25 protein-coding genes, 1 pseudogene and 1 riboswitch are annotated in these 24,932 nt (G+C 46.3%); of the genes and pseudogenes, 16 read left to right on the top strand and 10 right to left on the bottom strand.

The window, feature by feature from the left end:
• Window positions 1–4: 4 nt before the first annotated feature.
• The gene (locus ACOGW3_RS22400; protein ID WP_419904978.1) at window positions 5–1,108 is read left to right on the top strand and encodes a hypothetical protein; all 1,104 of its coding nucleotides are present in this window, start codon (window positions 5–7) and stop codon (window positions 1,106–1,108) included.
• Between the two features lie 34 nt (window positions 1,109–1,142).
• Complete coding sequence (locus ACOGW3_RS22395) at window positions 1,143–2,843, top strand: hypothetical protein (RefSeq protein ID WP_419904977.1); 1,701 nt, start codon at window positions 1,143–1,145, stop codon at window positions 2,841–2,843.
• A gap of 54 nt (window positions 2,844–2,897) precedes the next feature.
• Here the strand turns inward: ACOGW3_RS22395 and ACOGW3_RS22390 are convergent, their stop codons facing one another.
• Window positions 2,898–3,830: a LysR substrate-binding domain-containing protein gene (locus ACOGW3_RS22390; RefSeq protein ID WP_419904976.1), complete on the bottom strand. Its 933-nt coding sequence runs from the start codon at window positions 3,828–3,830 to the stop codon at window positions 2,898–2,900.
• 102 nt (window positions 3,831–3,932) lie between these two features.
• Here ACOGW3_RS22390 and ACOGW3_RS22385 point away from each other — a divergent pair, with 102 nt between their 5' ends.
• The gene (locus tag ACOGW3_RS22385; protein WP_419904975.1) at window positions 3,933–5,162 is read left to right on the top strand and encodes a M24 family metallopeptidase; all 1,230 of its coding nucleotides are present in this window, start codon (window positions 3,933–3,935) and stop codon (window positions 5,160–5,162) included.
• 80 nt (window positions 5,163–5,242) lie between these two features.
• Here the strand turns inward: ACOGW3_RS22385 and ACOGW3_RS22380 are convergent, their stop codons facing one another.
• Together ACOGW3_RS22380 and ACOGW3_RS22375 are read right to left on the bottom strand one after the other, a co-directional pair.
• Window positions 5,243–5,611 (bottom strand): hypothetical protein, encoded by a 369-nt coding sequence (locus tag ACOGW3_RS22380; RefSeq protein ID WP_419904974.1) that lies wholly within the window; start codon window positions 5,609–5,611, stop codon window positions 5,243–5,245.
• Between the two features lie 163 nt (window positions 5,612–5,774).
• Complete coding sequence (locus ACOGW3_RS22375; RefSeq protein WP_419904973.1) at window positions 5,775–6,641, bottom strand: LysR substrate-binding domain-containing protein; 867 nt, start codon at window positions 6,639–6,641, stop codon at window positions 5,775–5,777.
• Window positions 6,642–6,748: 107 nt separating this feature from the next.
• Between ACOGW3_RS22375 and ACOGW3_RS22370 the strand changes: the two genes are divergently transcribed.
• The 4 genes from ACOGW3_RS22370 (at window position 6,749) to ACOGW3_RS22355 (ending at window position 10,693) form a co-directional block, all read left to right on the top strand.
• On the top strand, window positions 6,749–7,903 hold the full coding sequence (locus ACOGW3_RS22370; protein ID WP_419904972.1) for a YbfB/YjiJ family MFS transporter: 1,155 nt from the start codon (window positions 6,749–6,751) through the stop codon (window positions 7,901–7,903).
• The gene (locus tag ACOGW3_RS22365; protein ID WP_419904971.1) at window positions 7,900–8,490 is read left to right on the top strand and encodes a glutathione S-transferase N-terminal domain-containing protein; all 591 of its coding nucleotides are present in this window, start codon (window positions 7,900–7,902) and stop codon (window positions 8,488–8,490) included. Before ACOGW3_RS22370 ends, ACOGW3_RS22365 begins: the two co-directional genes overlap by 4 nt.
• A gap of 599 nt (window positions 8,491–9,089) precedes the next feature.
• Window positions 9,090–9,968 carry a LysR substrate-binding domain-containing protein gene (locus ACOGW3_RS22360; RefSeq protein ID WP_419904970.1) on the top strand — a complete coding sequence of 293 codons (879 nt, stop codon included), beginning with the start codon at window positions 9,090–9,092 and terminating at the stop codon, window positions 9,966–9,968.
• 59 nt (window positions 9,969–10,027) lie between these two features.
• Entirely contained in the window at window positions 10,028–10,693 is a 666-nt protein-coding gene (locus tag ACOGW3_RS22355; protein ID WP_419904969.1) for an HAD family hydrolase, read from the top strand.
• A 56-nt stretch (window positions 10,694–10,749) separates the two neighbouring features.
• Here the strand turns inward: ACOGW3_RS22355 and ACOGW3_RS22350 are convergent, their stop codons facing one another.
• Window positions 10,750–11,319: a hypothetical protein gene (locus tag ACOGW3_RS22350; RefSeq protein ID WP_419904968.1), complete on the bottom strand. Its 570-nt coding sequence runs from the start codon at window positions 11,317–11,319 to the stop codon at window positions 10,750–10,752.
• A 215-nt stretch (window positions 11,320–11,534) separates the two neighbouring features.
• Here ACOGW3_RS22350 and ACOGW3_RS22345 point away from each other — a divergent pair, with 215 nt between their 5' ends.
• Window positions 11,535–12,116: a VOC family protein gene (locus ACOGW3_RS22345; protein WP_419904967.1), complete on the top strand. Its 582-nt coding sequence runs from the start codon at window positions 11,535–11,537 to the stop codon at window positions 12,114–12,116.
• Window positions 12,117–12,188: 72 nt separating this feature from the next.
• On the opposite strand, the pseudogene ACOGW3_RS22340 reads toward ACOGW3_RS22345, so the two are convergent.
• Window positions 12,189–12,377, bottom strand: a pseudogene (locus tag ACOGW3_RS22340) (hypothetical protein); the annotation flags it as partial.
• Window positions 12,378–12,806: 429 nt separating this feature from the next.
• Between ACOGW3_RS22340 and ACOGW3_RS22335 the strand changes: the two are divergent.
• Window positions 12,807–14,378 (top strand): peroxidase family protein, encoded by a 1,572-nt coding sequence (locus ACOGW3_RS22335; protein ID WP_419904966.1) that lies wholly within the window; start codon window positions 12,807–12,809, stop codon window positions 14,376–14,378.
• A 117-nt stretch (window positions 14,379–14,495) separates the two neighbouring features.
• Here ACOGW3_RS22335 and ACOGW3_RS22330 read toward each other — a convergent pair whose 3' ends face one another.
• The 3 genes from ACOGW3_RS22330 to ACOGW3_RS22320 are packed head-to-tail and all read right to left on the bottom strand — an operon-like array spanning window position 14,496 to window position 17,907.
• Window positions 14,496–15,359, bottom strand: a complete 864-nt coding sequence (locus tag ACOGW3_RS22330) for an ABC transporter six-transmembrane domain-containing protein (protein WP_419904965.1) — start codon at window positions 15,357–15,359, stop codon at window positions 14,496–14,498.
• Between the two features lie 36 nt (window positions 15,360–15,395).
• The gene (locus ACOGW3_RS22325) at window positions 15,396–16,628 is read right to left on the bottom strand and encodes an ISL3 family transposase (protein ID WP_419901077.1); all 1,233 of its coding nucleotides are present in this window, start codon (window positions 16,626–16,628) and stop codon (window positions 15,396–15,398) included.
• A gap of 46 nt (window positions 16,629–16,674) precedes the next feature.
• A complete protein-coding gene (locus ACOGW3_RS22320) occupies window positions 16,675–17,907 on the bottom strand; it encodes an ISL3 family transposase (RefSeq protein ID WP_419901077.1) in 1,233 nt (410 codons plus the stop codon).
• On the opposite strand from ACOGW3_RS22320, the gene ACOGW3_RS22315 reads away from it, so the two are divergent.
• From ACOGW3_RS22315 to ACOGW3_RS22295, 5 genes are all read left to right on the top strand, one after another.
• On the top strand, window positions 17,894–18,094 hold the full coding sequence (locus tag ACOGW3_RS22315; RefSeq protein ID WP_419904964.1) for a hypothetical protein: 201 nt from the start codon (window positions 17,894–17,896) through the stop codon (window positions 18,092–18,094). The two genes, ACOGW3_RS22320 and ACOGW3_RS22315, sit on opposite strands and share 14 nt — an antisense overlap.
• Window positions 18,042–18,617, top strand: coding sequence for a tetratricopeptide repeat protein (locus ACOGW3_RS22310; protein WP_419904963.1), 576 nt, complete (start codon window positions 18,042–18,044; stop codon window positions 18,615–18,617). The genes ACOGW3_RS22315 and ACOGW3_RS22310 overlap by 53 nt, the downstream gene beginning before the upstream one ends.
• Window positions 18,618–18,743: 126 nt before the next feature.
• The gene (locus ACOGW3_RS22305) at window positions 18,744–19,415 is read left to right on the top strand and encodes a tetratricopeptide repeat protein (RefSeq protein ID WP_419904962.1); all 672 of its coding nucleotides are present in this window, start codon (window positions 18,744–18,746) and stop codon (window positions 19,413–19,415) included.
• A gap of 34 nt (window positions 19,416–19,449) precedes the next feature.
• Complete coding sequence (locus ACOGW3_RS22300; protein ID WP_419904961.1) at window positions 19,450–19,890, top strand: tetratricopeptide repeat protein; 441 nt, start codon at window positions 19,450–19,452, stop codon at window positions 19,888–19,890.
• Window positions 19,890–20,639: a tetratricopeptide repeat protein gene (locus ACOGW3_RS22295; protein ID WP_419904960.1), complete on the top strand. Its 750-nt coding sequence runs from the start codon at window positions 19,890–19,892 to the stop codon at window positions 20,637–20,639. Before ACOGW3_RS22300 ends, ACOGW3_RS22295 begins: the two co-directional genes overlap by 1 nt.
• Window positions 20,640–20,767: 128 nt before the next feature.
• Here ACOGW3_RS22295 and bluB read toward each other — a convergent pair whose 3' ends face one another.
• Window positions 20,768–21,565 (bottom strand): 5,6-dimethylbenzimidazole synthase, encoded by a 798-nt coding sequence (gene bluB / locus ACOGW3_RS22290; protein ID WP_419904959.1) that lies wholly within the window; start codon window positions 21,563–21,565, stop codon window positions 20,768–20,770.
• A 43-nt stretch (window positions 21,566–21,608) separates the two neighbouring features.
• Window positions 21,609–21,799, bottom strand: a riboswitch (cobalamin riboswitch).
• Window positions 21,800–21,984: 185 nt separating this feature from the next.
• On the opposite strand from bluB, the gene ACOGW3_RS22285 reads away from it, so the two are divergent.
• Window positions 21,985–22,911, top strand: a complete 927-nt coding sequence (locus ACOGW3_RS22285; RefSeq protein ID WP_419904958.1) for an SEL1-like repeat protein — start codon at window positions 21,985–21,987, stop codon at window positions 22,909–22,911.
• Between the two features lie 32 nt (window positions 22,912–22,943).
• Here ACOGW3_RS22285 and ACOGW3_RS22280 read toward each other — a convergent pair whose 3' ends face one another.
• Window positions 22,944–24,020, bottom strand: a complete 1,077-nt coding sequence (locus tag ACOGW3_RS22280) for a bifunctional transcriptional activator/DNA repair enzyme AdaA (RefSeq protein WP_419904957.1) — start codon at window positions 24,018–24,020, stop codon at window positions 22,944–22,946.
• Window positions 24,021–24,146: 126 nt separating this feature from the next.
• On the opposite strand from ACOGW3_RS22280, the gene ACOGW3_RS22275 reads away from it, so the two are divergent.
• The gene (locus ACOGW3_RS22275; protein WP_419904956.1) at window positions 24,147–24,914 is read left to right on the top strand and encodes a substrate-binding periplasmic protein; all 768 of its coding nucleotides are present in this window, start codon (window positions 24,147–24,149) and stop codon (window positions 24,912–24,914) included.
• Window positions 24,915–24,932 lie beyond the last annotated feature (18 nt).

Here is a 24,932-nt window from a genome sequence, read left to right as displayed (position 1 = left end):
GGTCATGGCAGATCCAACCGATACACAGGTACTTGAAAAGGGCGCTCTGGATACTCCGGTCGTCGCGTCTACTTCGTCGACAAGCAGCCAGCTTCCCGGGTGGGCGCGGTCGATGATAGATGGCCAGTTTAAGAAACTGTTCGGGCGACCCTATTCCATTGATAAGGCAATTGAGTTGCTGACCGCGATCAGCACTCTATCTGAAGTATCCGACGAGGACGTTGTCGAAATCGGGGTGATGTATGCCTATTACTTACAGCACCATCAGAAAAGCCAGATGGCCGCTGAACTGTTGCTCTTGTACCTCAACCAAACTGCCCCGGTCGTCTTTACCCCAATAAGCTTTCAATTTGATACAAGCACACGGCGGGCGGTTATTCCCCAATCGACCGTGCGATCCCTTCCGAATTTTGATGGTCTGGTGTGTGCTAATGCCACGGTTATTTTAGAACGGGCTATCCAAAAGCGGTTGGATAATGCTGCAGATCTCCATCCTGGTTCGGCAGCAAGCTTTACCAGGCCTGATGGCAGCGTCGAAAACATCACTCCTGCGATCAGCCCAATGGAGGCAGGAGGGACCGAAACCATCTATTTTGATTTTAATATCTTGTTGCCTGTGGATGAAAAAAATCCAATTAAACAGGCGCTTGGTACCATCACGGTGGTTGCGAAAGTGATCGTAACCAGTACTCCCGCAGACACAAATTCACCCCAAGATTCAAATAACAGTTGGCTGATCTCCATAGATAGTTGGGAAAGCTGGGGTTACGACGAGGGGGATTTTGAGTGGAATGTTTTATCTGTAGATGCAGATGATCAAAAAAACCAACCCGTCGGTATTTCAATTGAAGATCTATTGCCCAGTTGGCTGCCTGGTAAGAAAAGACTGCTGGCTGAAGTAAACAAAGTATTCCCTGACCTTGAGGGCTTATTGGAGGGGTTTCAGGTCAAGGACAAGTACATGCATCAGATCGAAAACAAAATTATCAACCTGCCGGATGGTTTCAAGTATCACCCCAAGACCTATGAAATATTTATTGAGGCATGGGACTTAGATCCAAATTCCGGAGCTTGCCGTGTGAAATCTGAATTCAAGAAATCTAATTAGAACAAGAGTATATCAAAACAGGAGAGCATTTCCCATGAGTGATAGCACATCATGCACCCCGAAAGAGCCACTGATTAAACTCGACGAAGCAGGGTCGGCTTCTATTCTCAATTACAATTTACCACAATCGACAACCTACGATGTGGTCAGTTTTATCAAGCTGGATATCAATCCCAAAAAATTTAAAGCCAGTTTGAGAGTTTTACCCAAAAATCATTTCTGGGGACAACTAGATCTGCTTAAAAAAGATGACAATTTTACCGTCAAAAGCATCGAAAGCATTATATCCGGAAAGCAGTATTCGGCAATTCCCGAGTTGCAAAATCTTAGTATCAATCTTAATGCCACAAAACCACGTACTCTTAAGAGAGCAGTGCCCGGGGTAAACAGTCTTGCCACGCCCGTCGTCCCGACCGGACTGGTCTTGAAATCGGCAAATATTCCGGTGTCGACCTCTTCGCTTGAATTCTCGACCAACCATATTGCCAGCAGAATTTATGATGGTTACATGCCGAGCCTCTACACCCGACTGAGCGGACGGCAGGGGTTGAACTTCATCAAGCGCCCGACCCGGGCCAAGCCGGCGATTTATATGGTGATGAAGATGAAGATGGCGTCGTATCTCGGTGATTACGGTGCAGGCCAAACCCTGAAGACTTTTAGTCTTTTACCGGGGGAAACCACCACCATTTCTGTCAAAAGCTATCATCAGAACGAAGAAACCAGCAGTGCTTCTGAAAGCGTGCTGGATAGCTATAGCGAGTCCTGCACCGATGAATTACAGACAACTGTCGAAAATTCAACTCAGCAAACCGAGAGTTCGTCCGAAACGGATACTGACACTCTGTCGGTGAGCGCTGGTACGAGTGGCGGTGTTAACTTGGGTATTGTCAGTTTTGGCGGCAGCGCAAGTGGCGGTGGGTCATCTGTTAATACCACAACTGAAGCCGTAGAAACCCAGGTTGGCAGCTTGGAAAGCGCCGTTGATCACCACGTTCAAACCGCAGATACAAACCGTCAGGTCGAGGTGAATACCGAAACCAGCAGTTCCAGCACCAGCGGCGGCGAAGAAACAATTACCCGTACTCTGGAGAATATCAATAGAAGCCGGGTTTTGAACTTTGTCTTCCGTCAATTGTTGCAGGAATACTTCACCATTACGTATCTCAATGATGTGACGTTTGTTTATGACAACGGTGTGCCTGGAGATCGGAAAACGGCGAACCTGTCATCGATTGGCAACCTGCTCAAAGAGGTTTTGAGCGACCCTGCTGAGGCCAAGGAGGAAGAAAATAAAATCTATGAACATCTGTGTAATATTCCTGATCATACAGGCACACGTTCGAGCTTTATCGAGCTGATCAAAGGCACCAATAAAAACTGTATTAACCCGAGTGCGACCTCTACCAAATACGAATACGTGAAAAAGCGTGGCGATTTAATGCAGGAATACAGGGGTAAAACCGTCAACGGTATTATCCTCAGTGCCAAAGACCGTATCCTGCGCACACCGTCGGTTATCGTCGATGCGTTACTGGGGCAGGGCGAGGCACTGGATTGTTACAATATTCAGTTGCAAGAAGCAGCCAACAAGGAAGCTCATCTCGAAAATGATCTCACCGAACAGGCCATGGCCATTATCGACGGCATCACCGACCCTGAAGTAAAAGCCGCGCTTTATAAAAAAGTTTTTGGTGAATGCTGTGAAGGCGATGAAGCTAGTACGAGCGAATAAGGATTTTTGATAGCTAAAATCATTTTGAAGTTTGAGCTAAGGATAGGGAAGTTCTCAAGTTTTGAGGACTTCCTTTGTCATCATTTCCTGCCTAGCTGGTTTCGTTTCATTTCTGAGCCAGGACGCAAATTTTTTAGCTGATATATTTTTTTTCCCTCTATCCGATAAGCAACAATAATACCCTCGTTCGGTACGGACCCGCCGATCACCTATCGGTATTAATCTACCGTTATTAATAAACTCCTCTATGAGACCAGCCCAAGCTAGAGCAACTCCCTTGCCGTTTAGAACGGCATGAAAATAAACCATAAAACTATTATATACGTTGGATTTTTCAGGTTCTTTCGGCGTCTCTTTCGTACCCGAAAAGTAGGTTTTCCAATTATTCAAATGGGCTGATTCTGCAAAAGTTAGTAATTTTTCATCAGATAGATTGACCTGTCTCTGCTTCTGCTCGGAGGTGAAATAGTTTGGAGCGCAGACTGGAACAAGGACTTCTGGAAAAATGAGATGTGTTTCGTAATTAGATAATTCATCTTGATGGCCAAAGATAACTGCGACATCGAAATCTGTTGGATCGTATTCATGAAACCGATCACTGGTGACGAGTTCTAGCTCCACATCAGGGTGTAAGTCGTTGAATTCACTAAGGCGATTTATCAAAAAGCAACTAGCAAAACCGATTGACGTCCGTACAGACACAGTATTTGAGCTGTTACGATTTTGAATTGCCGCCAATGCGACACTAATTTCAGAAAACCCATTTGTAACCGCTGTGTATAGAGCTTGGCCATCTGAAGTTAATGATAATCTAGGTCGCGTTCTTAAGAACAGTGTGGTGCCGAGTTGCATCTCCAAAGCAGCAATTTGCCGACTGACTGCAGGTTGGTTCACATTTAGTTCGCTGGCAGCAAGCGTAAAACTGAGTTTCCTGGCAGCGACTTCAAAGGCACGTAACATATTCAAAGATGATACATCAATTTTCAAATTGCATTCCTTTTATGAATGAATTGTATGATATTTTTCTATCTGTTTTATTGTTTTATCTCGAAATAATATTCTTTAAAAGAATTTATGAAAGAGACTTCTATGGACCTCACACGTTATATACATGAAGCCCGCCAAGAACTTTCGGCGCTTCCCCAAGTGGATGAACCTAAGATGCGCATGGAACGTTTAGCACGCCTTCAGCATTGTCTGGCAGAGAATGATTTGGGCGGCATCTTGCTCTACGACCCTATCAACATTCGCTATGCAACCGACTGTCGTAATATGCAAATTTGGACAATGCATAATGCTGCTCGTTATTGCCTGGTACCTACTGAAGGCAAAGCGGTCATGTTTGATTTTGTCAATTGTGGGCACCTTTCCAAAGGTCTGGACACGATTGCAGAATCACGTCCCGGAACACTGTGGTATCACCACACTGCAGGGGATAAACGCCCTGAATTGATTAGCGCTTGGGCAGATGAGTTGGCCAGTGTCATTGCGGAGCGTTGTGGAAGCAGCCGAATAGCAATCGATAAGTTAGAACCTGATGGCCGTGACGCTTTGGAAGCAAGACAGGTATCAACCGTATTTGGACAGGATATCATTGAATACGCACGCTGCATCAAAACGCCAGAGGAATTGGTAGCTCAAAAACATTCTGCGACTGTTTGCCTGACAGCTCTGCGGGCAATGCGTGATAAAACTGTGCCCGGAGCTACCGAAAACGATCTCTGGGCTGTCTTGGCATCAATGAATTCAAACCTAGGCGGAGATTACATCGAAACCAGGCTCGTTGTTGCGGGGGGCAACACAAATCCCTGGTATACCGAGGCGAGCAATAAAGTGTTGGTCCCCGGCGATTTCTTAGCCATTGATACGGATATGATCGGTCCTTTCGGATATAATACTGATATTTCTCGTACCTGGCTGTGCCAACCTGCCAAGCCAACGGCGGAGCAGAAGATGCTGTATCAAACTTCCTATGATCAGGTGCATACGAATATGTCTTTGATTAAACCGGGAGTGTCATTGCGCGAGTTTGCTGAAAAAGCGTGGAAGATGCCGGAAAAATATCAAGATTTGGATTGTCGTGTTTTGGTACACGGTACGGGTATGTGCAATGAATATCCTCAAGTCCCACCGCTCGCATTTTGGGAACGTTCTGGTTATGACGGTGTGTTCGAAGAGAACATGACCATCTCTATTGAAAGCTATATAGGAGAAAGCGGGCGCTCACATGGTGTAAAGTTGGAGCAGATGGTGCGCATTACCGAAACGGGAACCGAGATTATTGCCGACTTCCCTTATGAGGATGAACTTCTGAGTTAAGCTTATACGAGTTAGTGTTATGGGTAGTGGGCTGCGATTGAATAACGGACTATTTCTCTGGCAGTTTTTGGGAAATATCTTTATTCCGTGGCCCATGCTAATGCGCTATCCATGTCATTGAATGTGCGGGCTTCCCAATTCCAGTTCACGACTGACTTTGCGTAAATTTGAGCCAGATGGATGACCTCGGGCTTGGTGGCAATAATGGCAACTTTATGCCGTAATGAACTGAGCGTTGCCGCGTTATCCAAATGTGCTATTTCCATAGCACAATCCTCACTAATATCGACGGTAATAGCTTCGCTTAGATCTGCAATTTCATATTCTGCTTTATCCCAGTTCTGCTGGCCCCACATTTCTTGACCAGAAGCGATGAAATCGTCCCGAGTTACAACACCGTAAAAATGGATAATGACACCAGTTGCTTGAAATTTTACCTTATATGGCATTTTTATTATCCGCTAGGAAGTGTCTGTAATTACCAGAACTTCCATCTTGCAGCCTAGAAGTGAATATTTATTGAAAATCGATGTGTTGGTTTCCTTTAACTCTCAACTCTTCACAAAATGGCTGGTGTGCGTTTTTCATTGCAGTAGGCCGATTGAAACAGCACTAAGGCAGTGGTAACAGCTCGCTCAATGTATCCAGCTTAACTGATCTATAGTCCACCCTTGAGGTTAAAAGGGTCTTTATTTTGGAATATTTTCCAGGCAACGGATAAATCTGAAAAGTGCCTTTTGTGTTCACTGTATCCAACACAGATTGTGGCACGATGGCAAACCCTGTCCCAGCAGAAACATTGGCGAGAATAGCCAGGTATGAACTGATGGCAATAAAGCCTCCTGGCACAATCCCGCATTCTAACATCCATTCTTCCAGATAGCGCCGATAGGCGCACCCTTGTTCAAACGCAATTACTGTTTTACCGCTAATTTCATCTACATTCATTAAAGGCGGAAAGGATTGGGGCACAACCAACACTAGCTTTTCCTCAAAGACAGGCTGGGTGGATATATTTTCAAACACCACAGGTTCCGCAATAAAGGCGACATCAATATCGAAATTCGTCAACCGAGTGATTAACCCGCCTGCAGTATCTGTTTTTAGCTCGACTTTTACCTCTGGGTATAGCTGATTATACAGTGACAGAATTTCGGGTAGGCGGGCTGCGGCTGTACTTTCCATAGCCCCGATTTTGAGCACACCACTTGGCTTCCATTCGTTCAGGGCTTCGGTTGCCTCCAAAGACAATTGCAAAAGTCGCTCTGCATACGTCAATAAAATTTGACCTTCAGGTGTTAAGGTCAACTTCCTGTTTTTACGTATAAAAAGGTCTTTATTTATACGCTCTTCCAACTGCTTTATGCGCGTACTGATATTTGATTGCACCCGGTTGAGCTTTGCAGCTGCCTTTGTCACGCTGCCTTCTACGGCAACATGTCGAAAGATCTCAAGGGATTGAAGGTCCAAGTTTTGCATTTGCATCTCGTTTTGAGAATTTAATGTTCACATATATTCATTTTTATTAATACATAATAGCACTTATTTTACAGACAAGATCAATCGATATTTTGAAAGAAACGGGTATGTCCCAGTCCGCACTTGATGTCCGTTACGCCTTAATCGGAGCGCTTTCTTTGGCACTAGCCATGGGCATTGGGCGGTTTGCATTTACCCCTTTGTTGCCCATGATGCGAGAAGATGGACTGATAAATATTATGGATGGCGGCTATCTGGCCTCAATTAATCTGTTTGGATATTTATTAGGGGCACTCTTTGTCACAAAACTATCCTGTTCCCCTAAAATTCTTCTACGTTTTAGCTTATTGACCGTAGGTATTAGCACCATAGCAATGGGACTGACGGGGGATTTTTACCTGTGGCTGATGCTGCGTTTTGTTTGCGGTATTTCCAGCGCATTAATTCTGGTTCTCGTCAGCAAGTATTATCTCAAACACCTCACGGTCACTTTTCAAACTTGCGTGTTTTCTGGTGTTGGCGGCGGCATTTTAATCGCAGGGCTACTTACACTTCTCTTTATGGTGTACCGAATTGATAGTGCTGAAAGCTGGGTCCTTATCGGCATCGCATCTTTGATAGTGGGTTTTTGGCTGTATCTTCGAATAGGGTCCGAAATTCCGTCTGTTTTTCCTCAATTGCTCCAAAAAAAATCACAGCGAAGTCCCTTTGATTGGCCAATTGTCATCGCCTATGGTGCAATGGGGATGGGGTATATAATCCCGGCGACCTATTTGCCAATGATGGCGCGTGAAATTATAAATTCGCCCATGATATTTGGTTGGATCTGGCCGATATTTGGCGCCGCAACTTTCATGTCAATATTGCTGAGTGTTAAGGTTCAAAAGCGATATTCAAATCGGCAATTATGGGCAGCAAGCCAATTGATTATGGCAACGGGGCTTTTTCTTCCAGTTGTTTATCCCCACATCATAACCATCATAATTGCGGGACTGGGTGTTGGCGGTACTTTTATGATCATCACGATGGCAGGGATGAAAGAAGCTCACCGGATCGCCACGCCAGATGATGTCATGCGACACATTGCAGCCCTGACAACTTCTTTTGCAACGGGACAAATGTTGGGGCCTTTACTGGCAGGATACCTCTTTGAGCAAACTCATAGCTTTGCGTTATCTCTCATTATGGCAAGTGCGACACTCATCATTACTGCCGTTATCCTGCTGGCTTCCCGATCAAAAAAGAAAGTTGTTCACTCATGAAGTTATATCTAAATCAGGCTTCCCCCTATGCGCGTTTGATAAAAGTTCTTCTGATTGAAACTAATTTGATTCACGAAACAGAGATGATCTTTGTGGATCCTTGGGCATCATCTGATGACCTATTGAATGTTAACCCAGCCTCTAAAGTGCCCGCCTTGGTCTTGCAGGATGGTACGCAGTTGATCGAAAGCAGTTGCATCTGCGATTATCTTATTCAGCGCTCAGGCCAATCCTCTCTTTCACCAACATCACATAATGGTTTGGCCACAAGGTGTCAGGTCCTAGGTCTTGGGCGAGCTGCGATTGATTGCTCTTTCTCAAGTGTTATTCAACAACGCTATGCGCCCAAATCTCCCTTAAAAGAACGCTGGCTCACCGCTTTGCCACGTATCGCGAGAACTCTTGACGAGGTTTATTCTCGGGGTAGCTCTCACCATGTTGATCTCGCGGATTTAACCATCGCCGTTGCCTTTGAATATATTGATTTTCGATTGCCAGATATTCAATGGAAAGAACAGGCTCCCCACTTGGCACAAAGGGTCAATTCTCTTAAGAAACGTAATTCCCTGGCATCTACATCACATTGATTTTCAAACTGGAAAAGAACCAACTCCCACCCTTGGCTATAGGCGGAAGTTGGAAGTAACTCAAAGCTATGTATTTAAATGTCGGCTGATATAGTTTCAGCCTAGATCTGAAATTTCATGTTCTGATTTATTCCGGTCCGGTTGGGGGGATTAAACTACCTCTGATTAAAACTAGCACAGGCTATATTACCAACGGCGCCTGAGTTCATAATACAGGGGGTCATTCCAAGCCCGGTGTTTACCCAATGGGTCATTATTTCCTCTGGGCTGATTGATATCCTTTAACAGGTGATCGTTGAGGTATTTCAGCTCAACGCGGGCTCTGTGATTTTTATAACGGGCCCATAATGTATAAAATGAATGAGATACAAGGCGAAGGACTCTATTCGTTTTGGGGACAGAAAGACTGTAGGTGGAAATATTACATGGTAATTCATGTTGTAATTGGGGTTTGCAGGATGTGACCATGGGACCCTCTCTTTCTATATCGGGCTCTATAATAAGTTGAATATCTTGCTTACCTCTAATATTTATAACTTTATTAAAATGTACAAACGCCTTTGCTTGACATGTAGTGTTAGAAAAAGTCACATATAACCATGCCGCGTTATTTACCTCCCTTAAATGCAGTTCGAGCTTTTGAAGCTGCAGGTCGACATGAAAGTTTCAGTGGTGCTGCTGAAGAGCTGAATGTGACCCATGCCGCTATTAGTCGGCATGTGCGCGGTCTTGAGAAGCAATTGGGGGTGCAACTATTTCGAAAGATAGCCCGGGGAGTAGAGTTAACCGAGAACGGCAAAGCCTATCTCGTTAAGGTTACACCCGCCCTGGATCAGGTTTCCGATGCCTCGGAAGTTCTTAGAAACCAGCAAACCGGCACTCTATCGATAAGTTGTGAGCCCACATTTGCTATGAAGTGGCTTATGCCTCGGCTTGGAGAGTTTCAAGAAATATCACCCGAGGTCGACGTGTCCTTGGTTGCCTCATCGGAACTGGCGGATATCAAAAATCATGAGTGCGATCTCGGGATACGGTATTACAATCAGGTTCCTGTGGGAATAAGCTGTGATTTAATTTCGACTTCCCCTGTATTTCCCTATGGTATCCCTACCTTTTCAGAGGTTGTAGATCCTGAAGATCTCTTGCAGTACAGATTGCTGCATGAAGATAAAGGCCAATCGTGGGCGAGTTGGTTCTCCAAGGCAGGACACTCCAACTTTCAAATGCCGCAAAAACCCACCCCTCTGTCATCGTTACTCGCGATTGAAGGCGCTTTGGCAGGTCAGGGTGTGGTGCTGGCATCAGCAGAACTTGTCGCCAAGGATGTGGAAAATGGACGCTTAAAACGCTTGTCCAATGTCAGCCTCGATTATGGCAGGTATTATCTTGTCTTTCTGAACGAGGTCGTACGAAGAAAACCAGTCGCATCCTTTCGGCAATGGATTATAAATTCCACCACAGAATTTCGTGACAGTTAGACTTTCTATGTTGATTAGAAATCCCAAACACAACCCTAGTTAAAGGAATTTTCCCCGATATGCCATTTCAGCCAGATCAGTTGCAAGCCGTCGTTTTTGACATGGATGGCGTGTTGATTGATTCAGAAGTTCTTTATCAAAAATCGGCAATTCAATCGGCTAAGGAACACGGGTTTTTATTAACTGAAGAACTTCATCGGTCCATTGTTGGTCTTCCTCAAGAGATCTGTGACACTATTATTCGAGAAGCTATGGGACCAGACTTCCCATTTGAGAAATATAATCAACGCTACAGTCAGATTTTAGCCACAGAATTTCAGCGTGATATCCCTGTTAAATCTGGTGTGAAAGAGCTCCTTACCCTGTTAACGATACTTGGAATTCCGACGGCAGTGGCAACATCGTCTAGTCGCAAAGTTGCCATAGATCACTTAACGCGGGCTGAACTGGTTTCTTATTTTAACACCATCGTTACCCGTGATGATGTGAACAACGGTAAGCCACACCCCGAACCTTATTTATCGGCTGCGGGACGTTTGCAAGTGAAGCCGGAGAACTGTCTGGCGCTGGAAGATTCCCACAATGGCGTTCGATCTGCCCATGGTGCTGGAATGCAAACCATCATGGTTCCAGATATGCTGCCCGCGACTGAAGAAATTAGAGGCCTTTGTATTGCGATAATGACGAATTTACATCAGGTGAGAGATCGTTTTAAAGCAAGCTAGGTTGATTAATCTAATTATTTTTACCTGCTATAGATCTTCATTTGTTCGTGACTTTCTCAGGCATTTTCTGGTTTGAAATGCCGTTCTTTTTGCATGTAATCCTGGGTTTCATCGCCCCGTACAGTGGCAATTAAAAGTCCAGTAGGACTGGTGTCTTTTTCATCCAAGAACAAAGGGACCATGAAACGTTCAATCCGAAGGAGGCGGTGGTCATAATCCCAAGTGATATCTTGAGCAACTTGGTGTCCGTGGTCGATGGCGAGATTATAATATTTTATCAACGCTTGAGAATAAAAGTCGGGGGTGAGGTCTTCTATGAAATGGCCAGCCATGTATCCTAAGGTACGATTGACGATCTCTTCACCGACCAGTCGAATTTTGAATATTTTGGAACCACTGTTCAGCCGTTCTACCAAAGAGATATGGGGAAGGCATTCAGGCATTTCGGTGGGACATATATCGCATTTTTTAACCGGACCGGTCCCCTGTGCCCAGGCCAGGGTACAATCCCGTACCTGGGTCAAAATTTCAGATTGGAGAGCCTCTAATGGCTTCTCCTCCACTATTATGATCTTGTCTTTGTCGACCATATCCCGTGCAATCGCATTGCTGCTGTCAAAACCCACCTTAGCAGATCAACGTTAAAGAAGGCATTAAGCTTGGATCTGCAGTTACTCGCCCGAAGTTACTAGGATATTGTTTACCTTTTTCGATAATAATCTTCGGCTCTACGGAGGGAGCTTAAGGGGGGCGACCTGTGCGGGGATGATATGGGCTCTCTTTCTTGTCGTTTTCAATGGTACTGATCAAAATCGGGGTAGATTACATGATAGGTAAAAGTGTGTTGAAACTATTGGCTGTGGTCGCGTTGTTCACAGTTTCAGGAAATCACGTTGTTGCGGGGATGGTTCGGGGGATGGAGCACGTCGGTGTGACCGTGCCGAATTTGAACGAAGCCAAGAGTTTCTTTGTTAAAAGCCTGGGGTGTCAGGAAGCTTTCGATCTTGGCCCGTTCGCAGATCCCAAAGGGAGCTGGATGACGGAAAATGTCGCCACCCATAAAGATGCGACGCTTAAGATCGGCGCTCTCAAGTGTGGGAATGGTACCAACGTTGAGCTGTTTGAATTCTCATCGCCTGCACAGAACAAATCCTGGCCAAAGCGCGAGGATTTTGGCGCAACGTCCCTCGGGTTTTATGTGGATGATCTAAAGACGACCATTGCAGATCTCAAGGCTAATAACGTCGAAGTCCTGGGGGAAGTCAAATCCGTTGATCAAGGTCCCATTGCCGGACGAGATTGGGTCTATGCCCGTGCACCCTGGGGCCTGTTGATTTTCCTCCTCAGTGAGCCCAACGGTATTGCCTATGAAAAACAACCTGGTGCCTTGCACTTGTTTAGCCCGCGAACCCTTCCTGAATAAGGGGCTGGTTTAATTTGATGCTTTTACAGGGAAGCGTGGCTTTTAACGGTAATAGAAGATTTGCGTTTGCTTTCAGTTGAATAACACCTCATTTTCAATGGCAGCACGGTCGCTGCTGGTCATTTCTGTACTATTGAGGATGAAATCTCCCTTTACGGCCTGAACCCAGCTAAGACGGTTCGACTTGGGCTGGTGGCGGACAGTCTCTCCTTCCGGGACAATCGAGGTATAAAGCTCTAAATCCTGAGAAATTAAAACGGACCCATCTCGCCCCCAAGATCAAACGCCTGATTGATTTCCTCTACGACCGTTTTGGTGGTCGTCCTTATTGGGACTTGTTTGAATAGGGAACATCTCAAGCCCTTTACGTTTTAAATGAAGCCAAATAAGTCCCTGTTTTAGGCGGTGATAATTTTTCACGCTCTATTCACTTCGGCAAAGAGCTGAACCTATGGTTCAATGATTTGTAAGAAGAAAACTTGTTTCAAACAGGTCAATTTATAATAGCAATCTTTCAGTTCAAAATATCTCATATTCCTAATTTTATTAGGATTTTCATGAGTTTAAAAGGTGATCTTTATTGTAAGGAACCGGAATGCTGACATGAAATTGCATCCATAATCAGGACTGGGGACCCTAACGTGATTTTGCGAAAGTCTCCTTTAGTCACTGATGTCAAGGAGAGCTAGAATGACAAGATCTATAAAAGATTTACTGGCAAATATCGGGCATGAATTTGCCCCTGAACTCGTCAGTAAACTGGCAATTAATGCCTTTGCCAATGCAACAACTCCACGGCCGAGACCCTATAGCCTTTGGTCTGATGAGAAGGGGAAAACATGTGATTATGTTTCCTGGCCATCGCTGACAGATCGCACGTTTTCTGGTCGTCACCTAAGGGCAGCATCAGAAAGTTACACCGCAGGCCTGCCCGAAGATGCAACCTATGATGGCGTGGACCCAGGGGAACATGGGGTGATTACAGGGCTTTTTAAACGAACAGAAACCGTACCTTGTCCACGATCAAGCCTTTTGTTCCCCCTTTTTGCCCAGTGGTTTACCGATAGTTTTCTTCGCGCTGATCCAAAGGATAGGCGCAAGAACACTTCCAATCACGAAATTGATCTCTGTCAGATCTATGGTCTAACCGAAGAGACGGCAAACTTGCTTCGAACCAAAAACGGCGGAAAGCTCAAAAGTCAGATGGTCGGGACAGAAGAATATCCTGATAATCTGTTTGGTGATGATGGGGAGGTGAAGCCTGAGTATGGCAAACTGCCTTATGTAAAGGACAACAGATACAAAGGCATTTTGAAGAGGTTTGGCGACCCGGAAAACCGTAAGGAAAATTACTTTGCCACCGGACTGGAACGCGGTAATTCGACGGTCGGTTATACTGCGATCAGTACTTTGTTCCTCAGGGAACACAATCGGCTTTGTGATGAACTGAATGCCCGCAATCCTGCCTGGAATGGAGATGATGAACGTTTGTTCCAGACCGCAAGGAACATCAATATCACCCTGTTACTTAAAATTGTTATAGAAGATTACATCAATCACATATCCCCGGTAAAAGCCCCGATATTTATGGTTGATACCTCTTTCGCCGAAGAGGAGGAGTGGTATCGCACCAACTGGATGGCTGTTGAGTTTGACCTTCTCTATCGCTGGCATGGCCTTGTTCCCAATACCATGACCTTTGGTGGCGCCACGCTTACTCCGCCAGAGTTTATGCTCAAAAACGATGCCATGATCGAGAAGGGCCTGGGGGTCATCCTTGATAGCAGTTCCAAACAACGCGCTGGAAAGATCGCGTTGCACAACACACCTGATTTCTTGCTGAGAGCAGAGCACGCCGCCATTAAAATGGGACGCGATTACCGTTTGCGGCCGTTCAATGAATACCGGGTCCAATTCGGTTTGGATGAACTTGATGATTACGACGACCTGACGTCTGATAAGGAACTCGGTGCAGAGTTGAAGTCTCTTTACGGTGACATTGACAACCTGGAGTTCTTTATTGGTCTTTTTGCCGAACAGGGCGACGACAATGAATTGTTTGGCGATTTGATGCTCAGTATGGTGGCATCCGATGCTTTCACTCAGGCTCTGACCAACCCCTTGTTATCGAAACATGTCTTTAACAAAGATACCTTCACCAAATACGGACTGAAGGTGATCAAGAATACAAATTCGCTACAGCACCTGGTGGCGAGAAACGTTGCCAACCCTGATACAATAAGGGCATCGTTTACTTTCTAGTTTTTATTTAGGGTAACTGGTTTAAAGTATTCCTGAATAATAAAAGGCCCGGTTCTCTTCAGGACGGGGCCTTTTAGCATTGTCCAAGCTCAGCTTGAAAATGTTCTGCGCATTTTATCAGGTTGAGGCCATTACGGAGTTGATCCTAGCCGTGATTTCTTTCAATCGGGTGAGGGCCTGTAAAGCCATGGGAAGGGCAACGGCAGATTGAACAAATTCGTAGGAATACGTGACAATGGAGAATATCTGACCAGGGCTTGCGCCACTCTGGGTGGCTGCAAACCAAAGATTGAAAGCAAGCATGCTCAGGAGAACCAAAAAGATCAACCCGTAGACAAAGCTTTCAGTGTCTGAAAGGCGAACTTCCTGCTTGCGAAGCCCGGTAAAATGCCCCGCGATGGCGGTAAAATTATGGGTTGCGAGAGCATTGATCTGTTTTTCAGATTGAGTGTTTAAACCGGCGTTCAGCCTAAAGAACCTATGGGCAAACAGGCTGTAGATGATCAAAGTCATCAATGTTGCGCCCCCGGCCGACAAAGCAAGCGTACTGTGAAAGGCGAGGAGTACGCCCAGCGAAACGATCACTTGAATAAGAGCGGTCATGGTTTCTGGGGCTTCTTTCTCTAGAAAATCGACCAATTCTCGCCCCATGAGAACGCGGGCATTAACGACAGATATCTCTTTATCTGCAGATCGCGCAGCCAGAGCCTTGCTCAACTCCACTCTCATGGTTCCATAAGCACGTGTGTCATAGACCCGCCGGGCAGTGGCTACGTTCAAAAGCACAGCAAATACAATCAGAAGATTTATGAAATCTGCCCAATCCCCACCTAGAAGACCGTCGATCGAACGCCCGATCAAAAGCGGGATCAGGGCGAACATGGCTGTTTCCACCAGGGTCAATCCCCAGGTAATGGTGATCTTGCCCCAGAAAATACGAAAAAGCGTGCCGATCGACAGACGATCAGAAAGTTTGATCATTTAGATATGGGCACTTCTCCGCTTTGTTGAGTAGATTTAGGATTTCAAATAGAGCATAGATTGATTATCTGGAATGGATGATTGTCTAATTTTGAGTTTGAAGTATTCGGTATCCTTGATGCCTCTGGCTCGCTTACGGATCATTCCTATACTGACATTACCAGCCTCTATCCTGGCGCTTGTGAGCTTGTGTTTGGCGTAGTTGCAGATGCCCACACAATGTTTCCGTAGGGATTTCGCGAACTTTTTTAGATAGAGCATCTGTGACTGATCTGCTATCAGGCACCAACGTTCCAGTTGCTCCGCCATCGCCTCAAATGAAGCGGCACTCCACAGCAGCTGAAGCTGTTCTTTCAAGACGTAAAGTGCATTCAGGTTGCTATTGCTCTCCAGCAACCTTTGCAGCTTGTCACTTTGTTTTTCACTCAACTTATCCGCATTTTTGAGCAACAGATAATGTGTCCCTTTCATCAACTCTTTACCACTTGGATCGGCCTTTCTGAACTCAAGTCGACGCTGATTATGGATAGCTTTGCTGTAGTTTTTCATGACGTGGAAACGGTCAAATACTATGTCGGCCAACGGCAAGGACTCTCTGACAGCCTTTTGGTAGGCAGGCCCCATATCCATCGCTACGGCCTTTATTTTGCAGGCTGTATCTGGTTGCAGTTGTTTCAAAAACCTTGAAAAAACCTCGGCAGTTCGGCCTGCTTCAACCCAGATCAGATGACCGCCAACCATATCGTAGACCACCGTCATGTAGTCATGACCTTTCGCCCGGGCAACTTCATCTACACCAATATATTCCAAGCCAGTTAGCTCTGCAGGATCAAGCGTAGGGAGAGTTTCAATAAGGTATGCCCTGTCGATATTCTTGACCGTTTCCCATCGTATATCCAAATGTCTGGAAACCGCTTGAATAGACATATGCCGACATAATCCACTGATCAGTCGGCAAAATCGGTGAGTGAAACGGCACCCTTTATCAACAAAATCACACCCCTCAATGCGGCGTTCGCCCTTGTTAATATAAACCTGCGCCAGCTCAATCTCGACCACACAAGGATACCCAAAAAGGGGGATGTCGTTTACTTGTCGGCGGACATGCTGGTTGATGCTTCCCTTCTGGCCTGTAGCAGGGTCTATAGCCCTCCTACGCGCGTCTCGGCTGCAGTGAATGACAATCTTAACACCGCCGTCATCCAGTTTAATTTCATTTACACGTTGCCCTTTGAGGCCTAAAATATGCTGCGAGATGTTGATTGTCATATACCTGCTCTATGTAAAGGGCACTTCTCCGCTTTGTTGAGTAGATTTAGGATTTCAAATAGAGCATAGATTGATTATCTGGAATGGATGATTGTCTAATTTTGAGTTTGAAGTATTCGGTATCCTTGATGCCTCTGGCTCGCTTACGGATCATTCCTATACTGACATTACCAGCCTCTATCCTGGCGCTTGTGAGCTTGTGTTTGGCGTAGTTGCAGATGCCCACACAATGTTTCCGTAGGGATTTCGCGAACTTTTTTAGATAGAGCATCTGTGACTGATCTGCTATCAGGCACCAACGTTCCAGTTGCTCCGCCATCGCCTCAAATGAAGCGGCACTCCACAGCAGCTGAAGCTGTTCTTTCAAGACGTAAAGTGCATTCAGGTTGCTATTGCTCTCCAGCAACCTTTGCAGCTTGTCACTTTGTTTTTCACTCAACTTATCCGCATTTTTGAGCAACAGATAATGTGTCCCTTTCATCAACTCTTTACCACTTGGATCGGCCTTTCTGAACTCAAGTCGACGCTGATTATGGATAGCTTTGCTGTAGTTTTTCATGACGTGGAAACGGTCAAATACTATGTCGGCCAACGGCAAGGACTCTCTGACAGCCTTTTGGTAGGCAGGCCCCATATCCATCGCTACGGCCTTTATTTTGCAGGCTGTATCTGGTTGCAGTTGTTTCAAAAACCTTGAAAAAACCTCGGCAGTTCGGCCTGCTTCAACCCAGATCAGATGACCGCCAACCATATCGTAGACCACCGTCATGTAGTCATGACCTTTCGCCCGGGCAACTTCATCTACACCAATATATTCCAAGCCAGTTAGCTCTGCAGGATCAAGCGTAGGGAGAGTTTCAATAAGGTATGCCCTGTCGATATTCTTGACCGTTTCCCATCGTATATCCAAATGTCTGGAAACCGCTTGAATAGACATATGCCGACATAATCCACTGATCAGTCGGCAAAATCGGTGAGTGAAACGGCACCCTTTATCAACAAAATCACACCCCTCAATGCGGCGTTCGCCCTTGTTAATATAAACCTGCGCCAGCTCAATCTCGACCACACAAGGATACCCAAAAAGGGGGATGTCGTTTACTTGTCGGCGGACATGCTGGTTGATGCTTCCCTTCTGGCCTGTAGCAGGGTCTATAGCCCTCCTACGCGCGTCTCGGCTGCAGTGAATGACAATCTTAACACCGCCGTCATCCAGTTTAATTTCATTTACACGTTGCCCTTTGAGGCCTAAAATATGCTGCGAGATGTTGATTGTCATATACCTGCTCTATGTAAAGTTATCAGAAACCATACATATCAACAGGTTACTTGGCGGTCGGCATCTTTTTCTACTCAACAAAGCGGAGAAGAGCCATGTAAAGTTATCAGAAACCATACATATCAACAGGTTACTTGGCGGTCGGCATCTTTTTCTACTCAACAAAGCGGAGAAGAGCCTTTATTAATAAAGCATGCAACGAAGGTGATGCCACTGGATGTAATGATGTCGGATACGTCTATCAGCTTGGAATTGGTGTCAGACAGAGCGACAAAAAGGCTGTGCACTATTACGAAATGGCTTGCACGGCGGGTAACGCTATGGGCTGCAATAATCTTGGCAAAATGTATCTGCTTGGCAAAGGCGCCGAGAAGGACGATAAAAAATCTTTCCTCTATACTAAACAAGGGTGCGATGGGGGTAATGCCCAAGCCTGCTCAAATCTCAGCTGGTTATATCGCGAGGGCGTCGGCGTGGGACATAATCACTACACAGCTTTACGCCTGGCAAAACAATCTTGTAATGACGGTAACGCAGATGGTTGCTTGCATCTGGGGTGGATGTATCAACGAGGGCTAGCGGTAAAGCAAAGTTATGCAAAGGCCAAGGAAATCTATAGTCAAGCATGTAACGAGGGGAGTGCACAGGCTTGCAAGTTGGACAATTCCATCTTTTTAACCAAGGACAATACCTATATTGTCACCTATTAGTGTTTTCCCACCTTCTCCCCAGTCAATGAGTACTAACTATATCGCGAAATCTTAAGTTTTGAGCCGTTTCAATCTCACATATTTTGAAAACTCAACCGCCTAGAATGTACTCAAAGGAAGTCATGCATGTTTTGTAAGTTATTAGCGGGTGCCTTTCTGTTGGGGGGACTTCTCTTGCCGGGATCAAATCAAGGGGCACAGGCTGCAAAGGCTACTCCTGCTGATTGGACTGAGTATTTGCTAAAGGTCATAAATACGAAACCTGATGACCGGTTGAGAGACTACAAGGCTTATTGCGAAGCTGGAGAAAACCTATTTTGTATTGATCTTGCTGCTATTCATTTGAATGAAATAGGTGGGAAAAAGGGAGAAGAAAAGGCTGCTTTTTATTACAAAAAAGCCTGTGATATGGGAGAGTTGAACGGATGTCAAAAACTTGGAGATATGTATGCTTTTGGTACGGGCGTTGAACCAAGTGATACCACGGCTTTTAAGTATTATGAGCAAGCTTGTGTCGGCGGATATAGTCTGGGTTGTGTCTCCCTGGGGGAGGCTTACGAAGAAGGTTATGGGGTACAAGTAGATGAAGCCAAGGCATTTGAGATCTATAATAATTCTTGTAACCACGGAGCAGAACCGACCTGCGTCAATCTCGGCATCATGTACGAGTTAGGTCTCAGTGTTGCGCAGGATTATTCCAAAGCTTCTGGTCTCTACAAACAAGCCTGTCTCGGTGGCGTTGGCTTGGGCTGTGACTATTGGGGTATCCTGAAGAAAAAGGGCCTTGGGTCTGAATAGTTCCATAAGGAGTGAAAGTCGGGGAGTTAAGTATATGTGTTTGTTGAAAAAGGGGATTAGCGTATCCGCGTTAAGTGTTATTGCCGGGCTTGGCTTAAGTGCCTGCCAGACGACCTCAGCGAATAAAATGCAAGTTAATTGTGATAATGGTTATCAGGGTTTCTGTACAAGTCTTGCAGATATGGACCCAGAAAAAAGTATAGAATATTACAAGGACAGCTGTGATCTTAATGATTTCGCGGCGTGTTCTTGGCTTGGTGATTTACATCTAATGGGGATTGGGGTGGATCAAAGTTATGCTAAGGCGGGGCTTTTTTACAAAAAAAGCTGTCTCGGGGGAGATCTGCAAACTTGTGAAAAATTTGGATATAATCATGAAAGAATATTGTTCCTAGGAATTAGTGGCGAAGACGTAAACGAGTATTTTGAGCATATTTGCAAGACGGGCCTAGATGAGGCATGTAAACAGCTTTGATGGAGGAATTTTTATTGATTGTCTTTGCTGGTAAGATGCTGTTTTTGAAGGTAATTTTAACGGCCATTGCCTTGGCTTTTATCCTCCCCACCCAAGCTTCAGCACAGGCGACGGAACAAGTCGATAATCAGAACCTCACCAGCTACTCCTTGTTGTGTGAGGCGGGTGATACTCAGGCTTGTGTGAAACTGGCGAGGGCATACGAAAGGGGGCAGGGTGTCGAAGCCAGCCCTGTGCATGCGGCTGAGTTCTATGCCCTGGCCTGCGTGGGGGATAATGATGAAGGCTGCACCAATCTGGGTATGATGTATAGCCAGGGCAGAGGCGTTGAGGAAAACTATACCAAGGCTGCAGAGCTTTTTAACACCGCTTGTGATCGTGAATACCCAAAGGGTTGTTCGGCTCTTGGCTACATGCATCTCACCGGGCGAGGTGTGGAAAAGGATGCACTGCTGGCTTTTATTTTTGTCGGCCAGGGCTGCAAAGGCGGTGATGCCTATGGCTGTACCAGACTTGGTCTGCTGTATGAAAAAGGTCATGGTGTGGTCGAGAACCCGGCCAAGGCTGTAGCTTCTTACAAAAAAGGTTGTGACGGCGGCGACATCACGGGCTGCGCAAGCCTGGGGGTTATGTACCAAACAGGCAATGGTGTGGCATTGAATAAAGTAAAGGCGGCCAAGTTATTCTTCCAGGCGTGCGATGCTGGGCATGCTGATGCTTGTTCAAAGCTGGAGCCCCTACAAAATTAAACAATTAAGGAGAGGCTTTTGGGGCTTCCTGTGAGTTTGGGAAGCCCTCTCTAGTTTGGAAAATCCTATTCTCTGACCCAAATGATTTTTACATATTTGCCAGTAATGAAAATCCCCAAATTTTAAAGCTATCTGCGATAGCGTCCTTCTTCGATGTCCTTTTGATCTCGCTCCAAGGCTTTTAAAAGGTTGGCGGCAAAGGGATCGTTGGCGTCTTTGTCGTATTCTTCAAAGTTAACAACATCCCCCATAGGAAGGCGTGGCAACCATCCCGCTGATTGCAGTTCGGGTTTGTCAAAGAACTCGGACACGTAACCGAGACAGAGATAGGCCACGGGTGTTACCCGTTTGGGCAGTTTGAGGGTTTGTTTGAGCTTTTTCTGATCGAGAATACTGACCCAGCCGACCCCGACCCCCTCGGCCCGGGCGGCGAGCCACAAATTCTGCACCGCGCACACGGTGCTGTAGAGATCCATCGCCTTGATATGGGTACGCCCGATCACAACAGGCCCGGTGCGATCCTTGTCACAGGTGATGCAGATATTCAGCGGAGATTCCATAATTCCTTCGAGTTTCAGTGTTTTATACGTCTCACGCTTTTCTCCTTCGAACATATCTGCGGCTTCGTCGTGGGCTTTTGAGAACAGATTGCGCACCCGTTGTTTGGTCTCGTCTCCGCGGATCAGAATAAAGTTCCACGGCTGCATAAAGCCAACAGAGGGCGCGTAGTGTGCGGCGGTTAAAATACGGCTCAGGACTTCTTCGGGAATAGGCTTTTGGGTAAACTGCCCGCGCACGTCCCGCCGGGAAAAGATGGTTTGATAGAGCGCGTCGCGTTCTGCTTCACTAAAGCTATGATCGCTAAAACTGGGATTTGTATCTGTTTCGATGTCGGTATTCATAACTGTTTGGTCACAGGTTTCCATTTCAGTCCCCTTGATGGAAAGTCAAAACGGCGCTTGTCCATACGCTGCATAAAGCTCTCCAGGCCGGTCTTCTGACTTGGGTTCACGTTGGTCCTGCCCCTTCCCGGATGTTGAAAAAACACCAGTGGGTAACTCCCAGGATCAATCCCCCTTACAGCGTTGGGCACGTGACGGAATTCCACCGCCTTCCCGATTATCCCCGTCCAGATGGAAATCTTTCCCAGATTACAATCTTTCCAGGACACCTGAAGATATGATTGAAGCCGGAATTGAAGTTCCGGCAGCTCGTAGGCTTATCACTGGAAAAGCGATCCGTCCTTGAGCTTGATCAAGAAGGTTGATCAGGGATTAAGATTAACCCCGTTTGTTGTTGTTGTCGTGCATTCCTCAGGATAAGAACAACGTAGGGGAGAAATGAAATGACCAAATTTGTTGCTGGATGTTTATTCTTTGTGTTGTGTGCCATTGGGCTGAGTATACCAGTCTTAGCAGCAGAGCAGGATGACAAGTGGTCTGTTATGTTGAACGAGTTTGCATGTAATTTGGGCAACGCGGAAAGCTGTGTAAATCTAGGAGTACTGTATCAACAAAGCTCTAGTGTATATAGAGATGATGAAAAGGCAGTCGCTCTGTTTCAAACTGGTTGTGAAGATGGGGTATCCCAAGGGTGTGCAAATCTAGGGGCCATGTATGAAAGTGGAAAAGGAGTAGAGCTGGACTCTAATATAGCAGCTTCCTTTTATCTGAAGGCCTGTGAAGTTGGTAATTCACTTGGATGCTCTAATCTTGGGTCCATGTATGAACATGGTAGGGGGATCTCACAAAATTATATAAAAGCTAAATCTTTTTATAAGAAAGCCTGTGATGCCGGAAGAGTTCAAGGGTGTTCTAACCTAGGTTTTTTGTACGATGAGGGACGCGGTGTTGATCAAGATCTTCCTAAAGCTATTGGTTTATACAAAGAAGCATGTGATGCGAGCTATGGCGAAGGGTGTTTTAATTTAGGCTGGATGTACAACCAAGGTAGAGGGGTTGGAAAAGATAATAAAAAGGCTGCTGATTTTTACAGCCTAGCCTGTGAGATCGGCCTTGCTAAAGGGTGCGCTTATCTTGGAGTTTTGTACTTTCAAGGTGAGGGAGTAGAGCAGAACGATAAGTTAGCCTTTTCCTCCTTTCAAGAAGGTTGTGATGGCGGTTCCGCACGGGGGTGTGGGTATCTCGGCACAATGTATTTCCTTGGTAAAGGCGTCGATCAGGACGATGAGAAAGCTGTGAAATTTTTAACTCAAGGGTGCGATGCAGGATCCACCAAAAGTTGCGATATTCTTAGTCTTATGTCTGAATAAAGCTTGAAAACTCATTAGCAATTATTTTTTATTCAAACTCTCGCCGAAATATCTTTCTCAAGATCGATCAGTTTTTGTTTACGCCACAGGCCGCCGCCGTAGCCGGTGAGGGAACCGTCGGCGCCGATGACCCTATGACAGGGGACGACGATGGCGATCTGGTTGGCGCCATTGGCGCGCGCGACGGCGCGGGTGGCTGTCGGGTTGCCAATGGTTCTCGCAATGTCGCTGTAACTTCTGGTTTGTCCCACCGGGATTTCACGCAGGGCATGCCAGACGTCCTTGGTAAAGCCGCTGCCGTGAAGGGCGAGGGGGACATCAAACTGGTCGCTTTTTCCGGCAAAGAAATCTGACAATTCAGTCTCTATCTGGTTGGTCGGTTCGTACCTGCCGATACCGAGGTCGCCGCGTACTTGCTGGCGCAGTTTTTTAAGCTCTGTCGGCAGGGCCTTACGATCCGCAAATTCCAGAAGATGAAGCGCTGACTTGTCACTGACCGCAACCATGGCCCCAAGCGGCGTGTCGATCCAGTCTGCTTTGAGAAAGGCATCTGTATTATTGAGGCCATCCGCTGTAAAGCTGGCGGGCGTGGTACCGAGCAGCTTGGCAAAGGCAGTGCGAAAGGCGCTTGGAGAAGAGAACCCGGCATCGAGCTGGGCGTCGATCACCCGTCCCCCGCTGGAGAGGGTTTCAAAGCCATCGCGGATACGCGACAACCGGGCCATTTCCAAAAAGGTTATTCCGAACTGTCTTTTAAATGAGCGCCGTACGGTTGAAGGATCAAATCCGCGCGAGATGATATCATCTTCGCTCCAGCGATGCGCCGGATTGTTTTCCAAGGCGGTTACCAAGGTTTGAATGACAGGGTCATTTTCGGCCTTTGGTGCCAGAGGGTGGCAGCGTTTACAAGGCCTGAAGCCAGCCTCGATACACTCGGAAATGGTATCAAAGAAGTGACAGTTTTCAGACTTTGGTTTCCTCGCCGGGCAGGTCAGGCGGCAAAACACACCTGTGGAGCTGACACCGACAAAGGCGCGTCCGTCATAGGCGGGATCGCGGGCCAAAAGTGCCGCATAAAGCGTGGTATGATCGGGTAAGTTAAATAGCATGATCTCAATATAACGGCTTCGTTAAACCCTGTCCGTCTAAAATCGGGCGGTTATTAAATTTTGTCTGTTACTTAAATTTTAACAGGCTGAGCTTTATGATGGACCTCTTGTTAATAGGAGGTTTTTATGCGCCGTTCTTTTTGCGAGCTCTTATTCCTCATATGTTTAATTCTCCAAACCAGTTGGGCTGCCCTAGCAACCGCTGACGAGCTTGAAGTGAATGTTGCCACTCTGGAATATCAACCCTATGTAAGTGCACATTTGCCGGACAACGGCTGGGCCTGGGAAGTCTGTTCTACTGTTTTTACAAATATGGGCTATAAACCAAAACTCCATATTTACCCCTGGGCACGGGCGCTTGCTTTGGTTCGGAATGGCAAAGAAGATGCGCTTTATCTCACCAATATTAATGAGGAGCGGCGTGAATGGGCTGTGTTTAGCAACCCGATTGGCGATGAAATAAGTGTGGTGTTTAAACGTAAAGACTCTCCTGTCGACTTTACCGAACTGAGCGATCTGGCTGAGTATGAGGTTGCCGGCCTCAGAGGGGCGCATGTGGTCAAGGTATTGGAACGTCATGGGGTCGAGGTCTATCCCGTTGCTTCATTGCAGCAGGGTTTTAAACTGGTTTTCTCCGGTCGCCTGGATATGCTGGTAACCGATCGTTTGGTCGGGCTTCATATGCTGCGTACCGAAATGCCAGCGGGTTATTCCGAGGCCATCGATTTTATCTCGACCCCGGTGGACAGTAGTCAATTACATCTGGCGATCTCCCGCAAAAGACCTGACCACAAACAACTCCAGGAAGACTTTAACCTCGGCCTGGAACAACTTCGCCAATCCGGCGCTTACAGCGAGATCCTGGCCAAACACGGCTTTCTGATCAGTGACTAGCTACGACTGTAGCTTATT

The organism is Kiloniella sp. (assembly GCF_965205715.1).
GTDB lineage: Bacteria > Pseudomonadota > Alphaproteobacteria > Kiloniellales > Kiloniellaceae > Kiloniella.
This window is presented reverse-complemented; position numbering and strand designations above follow the sequence as displayed.

What these genes read in the sequence shown, in the direction of transcription:
- ACOGW3_RS22400 (WP_419904978.1), top strand. Translation starts at nt 5, where the DNA reads ATGGCAGATCCAACCGATACACAGGTACTTGAAAAGGGCGCTCTGGAT.
- ACOGW3_RS22395 (WP_419904977.1), top strand. Translation starts at nt 1,143, where the DNA reads ATGAGTGATAGCACATCATGCACCCCGAAAGAGCCACTGATTAAACTC.
- ACOGW3_RS22385 (WP_419904975.1), top strand. Translation starts at nt 3,933, where the DNA reads ATGGACCTCACACGTTATATACATGAAGCCCGCCAAGAACTTTCGGCG.
- ACOGW3_RS22380 (WP_419904974.1), bottom strand. Translation starts at nt 5,611, where the DNA reads ATGCCATATAAGGTAAAATTTCAAGCAACTGGTGTCATTATCCATTTT.
- ACOGW3_RS22375 (WP_419904973.1), bottom strand. Translation starts at nt 6,641, where the DNA reads ATGCAAAACTTGGACCTTCAATCCCTTGAGATCTTTCGACATGTTGCC.
- ACOGW3_RS22370 (WP_419904972.1), top strand. Translation starts at nt 6,749, where the DNA reads ATGTCCCAGTCCGCACTTGATGTCCGTTACGCCTTAATCGGAGCGCTT.
- ACOGW3_RS22365 (WP_419904971.1), top strand. Translation starts at nt 7,900, where the DNA reads ATGAAGTTATATCTAAATCAGGCTTCCCCCTATGCGCGTTTGATAAAA.
- ACOGW3_RS22360 (WP_419904970.1), top strand. Translation starts at nt 9,090, where the DNA reads ATGCCGCGTTATTTACCTCCCTTAAATGCAGTTCGAGCTTTTGAAGCT.
- ACOGW3_RS22355 (WP_419904969.1), top strand. Translation starts at nt 10,028, where the DNA reads ATGCCATTTCAGCCAGATCAGTTGCAAGCCGTCGTTTTTGACATGGAT.
- ACOGW3_RS22335 (WP_419904966.1), top strand. Translation starts at nt 12,807, where the DNA reads ATGACAAGATCTATAAAAGATTTACTGGCAAATATCGGGCATGAATTT.
- ACOGW3_RS22330 (WP_419904965.1), bottom strand. Translation starts at nt 15,359, where the DNA reads ATGATCAAACTTTCTGATCGTCTGTCGATCGGCACGCTTTTTCGTATT.
- ACOGW3_RS22325 (WP_419901077.1), bottom strand. Translation starts at nt 16,628, where the DNA reads ATGACAATCAACATCTCGCAGCATATTTTAGGCCTCAAAGGGCAACGT.
- ACOGW3_RS22315 (WP_419904964.1), top strand. Translation starts at nt 17,894, where the DNA reads ATGTTGATTGTCATATACCTGCTCTATGTAAAGTTATCAGAAACCATA.
- ACOGW3_RS22320 (WP_419901077.1), bottom strand. Translation starts at nt 17,907, where the DNA reads ATGACAATCAACATCTCGCAGCATATTTTAGGCCTCAAAGGGCAACGT.
- ACOGW3_RS22305 (WP_419904962.1), top strand. Translation starts at nt 18,744, where the DNA reads ATGTTTTGTAAGTTATTAGCGGGTGCCTTTCTGTTGGGGGGACTTCTC.
- ACOGW3_RS22300 (WP_419904961.1), top strand. Translation starts at nt 19,450, where the DNA reads ATGTGTTTGTTGAAAAAGGGGATTAGCGTATCCGCGTTAAGTGTTATT.
- ACOGW3_RS22295 (WP_419904960.1), top strand. Translation starts at nt 19,890, where the DNA reads ATGGAGGAATTTTTATTGATTGTCTTTGCTGGTAAGATGCTGTTTTTG.
- bluB (WP_419904959.1), bottom strand. Translation starts at nt 21,565, where the DNA reads ATGGAAACCTGTGACCAAACAGTTATGAATACCGACATCGAAACAGAT.
- ACOGW3_RS22285 (WP_419904958.1), top strand. Translation starts at nt 21,985, where the DNA reads ATGACCAAATTTGTTGCTGGATGTTTATTCTTTGTGTTGTGTGCCATT.
- ACOGW3_RS22280 (WP_419904957.1), bottom strand. Translation starts at nt 24,020, where the DNA reads ATGCTATTTAACTTACCCGATCATACCACGCTTTATGCGGCACTTTTG.
- ACOGW3_RS22275 (WP_419904956.1), top strand. Translation starts at nt 24,147, where the DNA reads ATGCGCCGTTCTTTTTGCGAGCTCTTATTCCTCATATGTTTAATTCTC.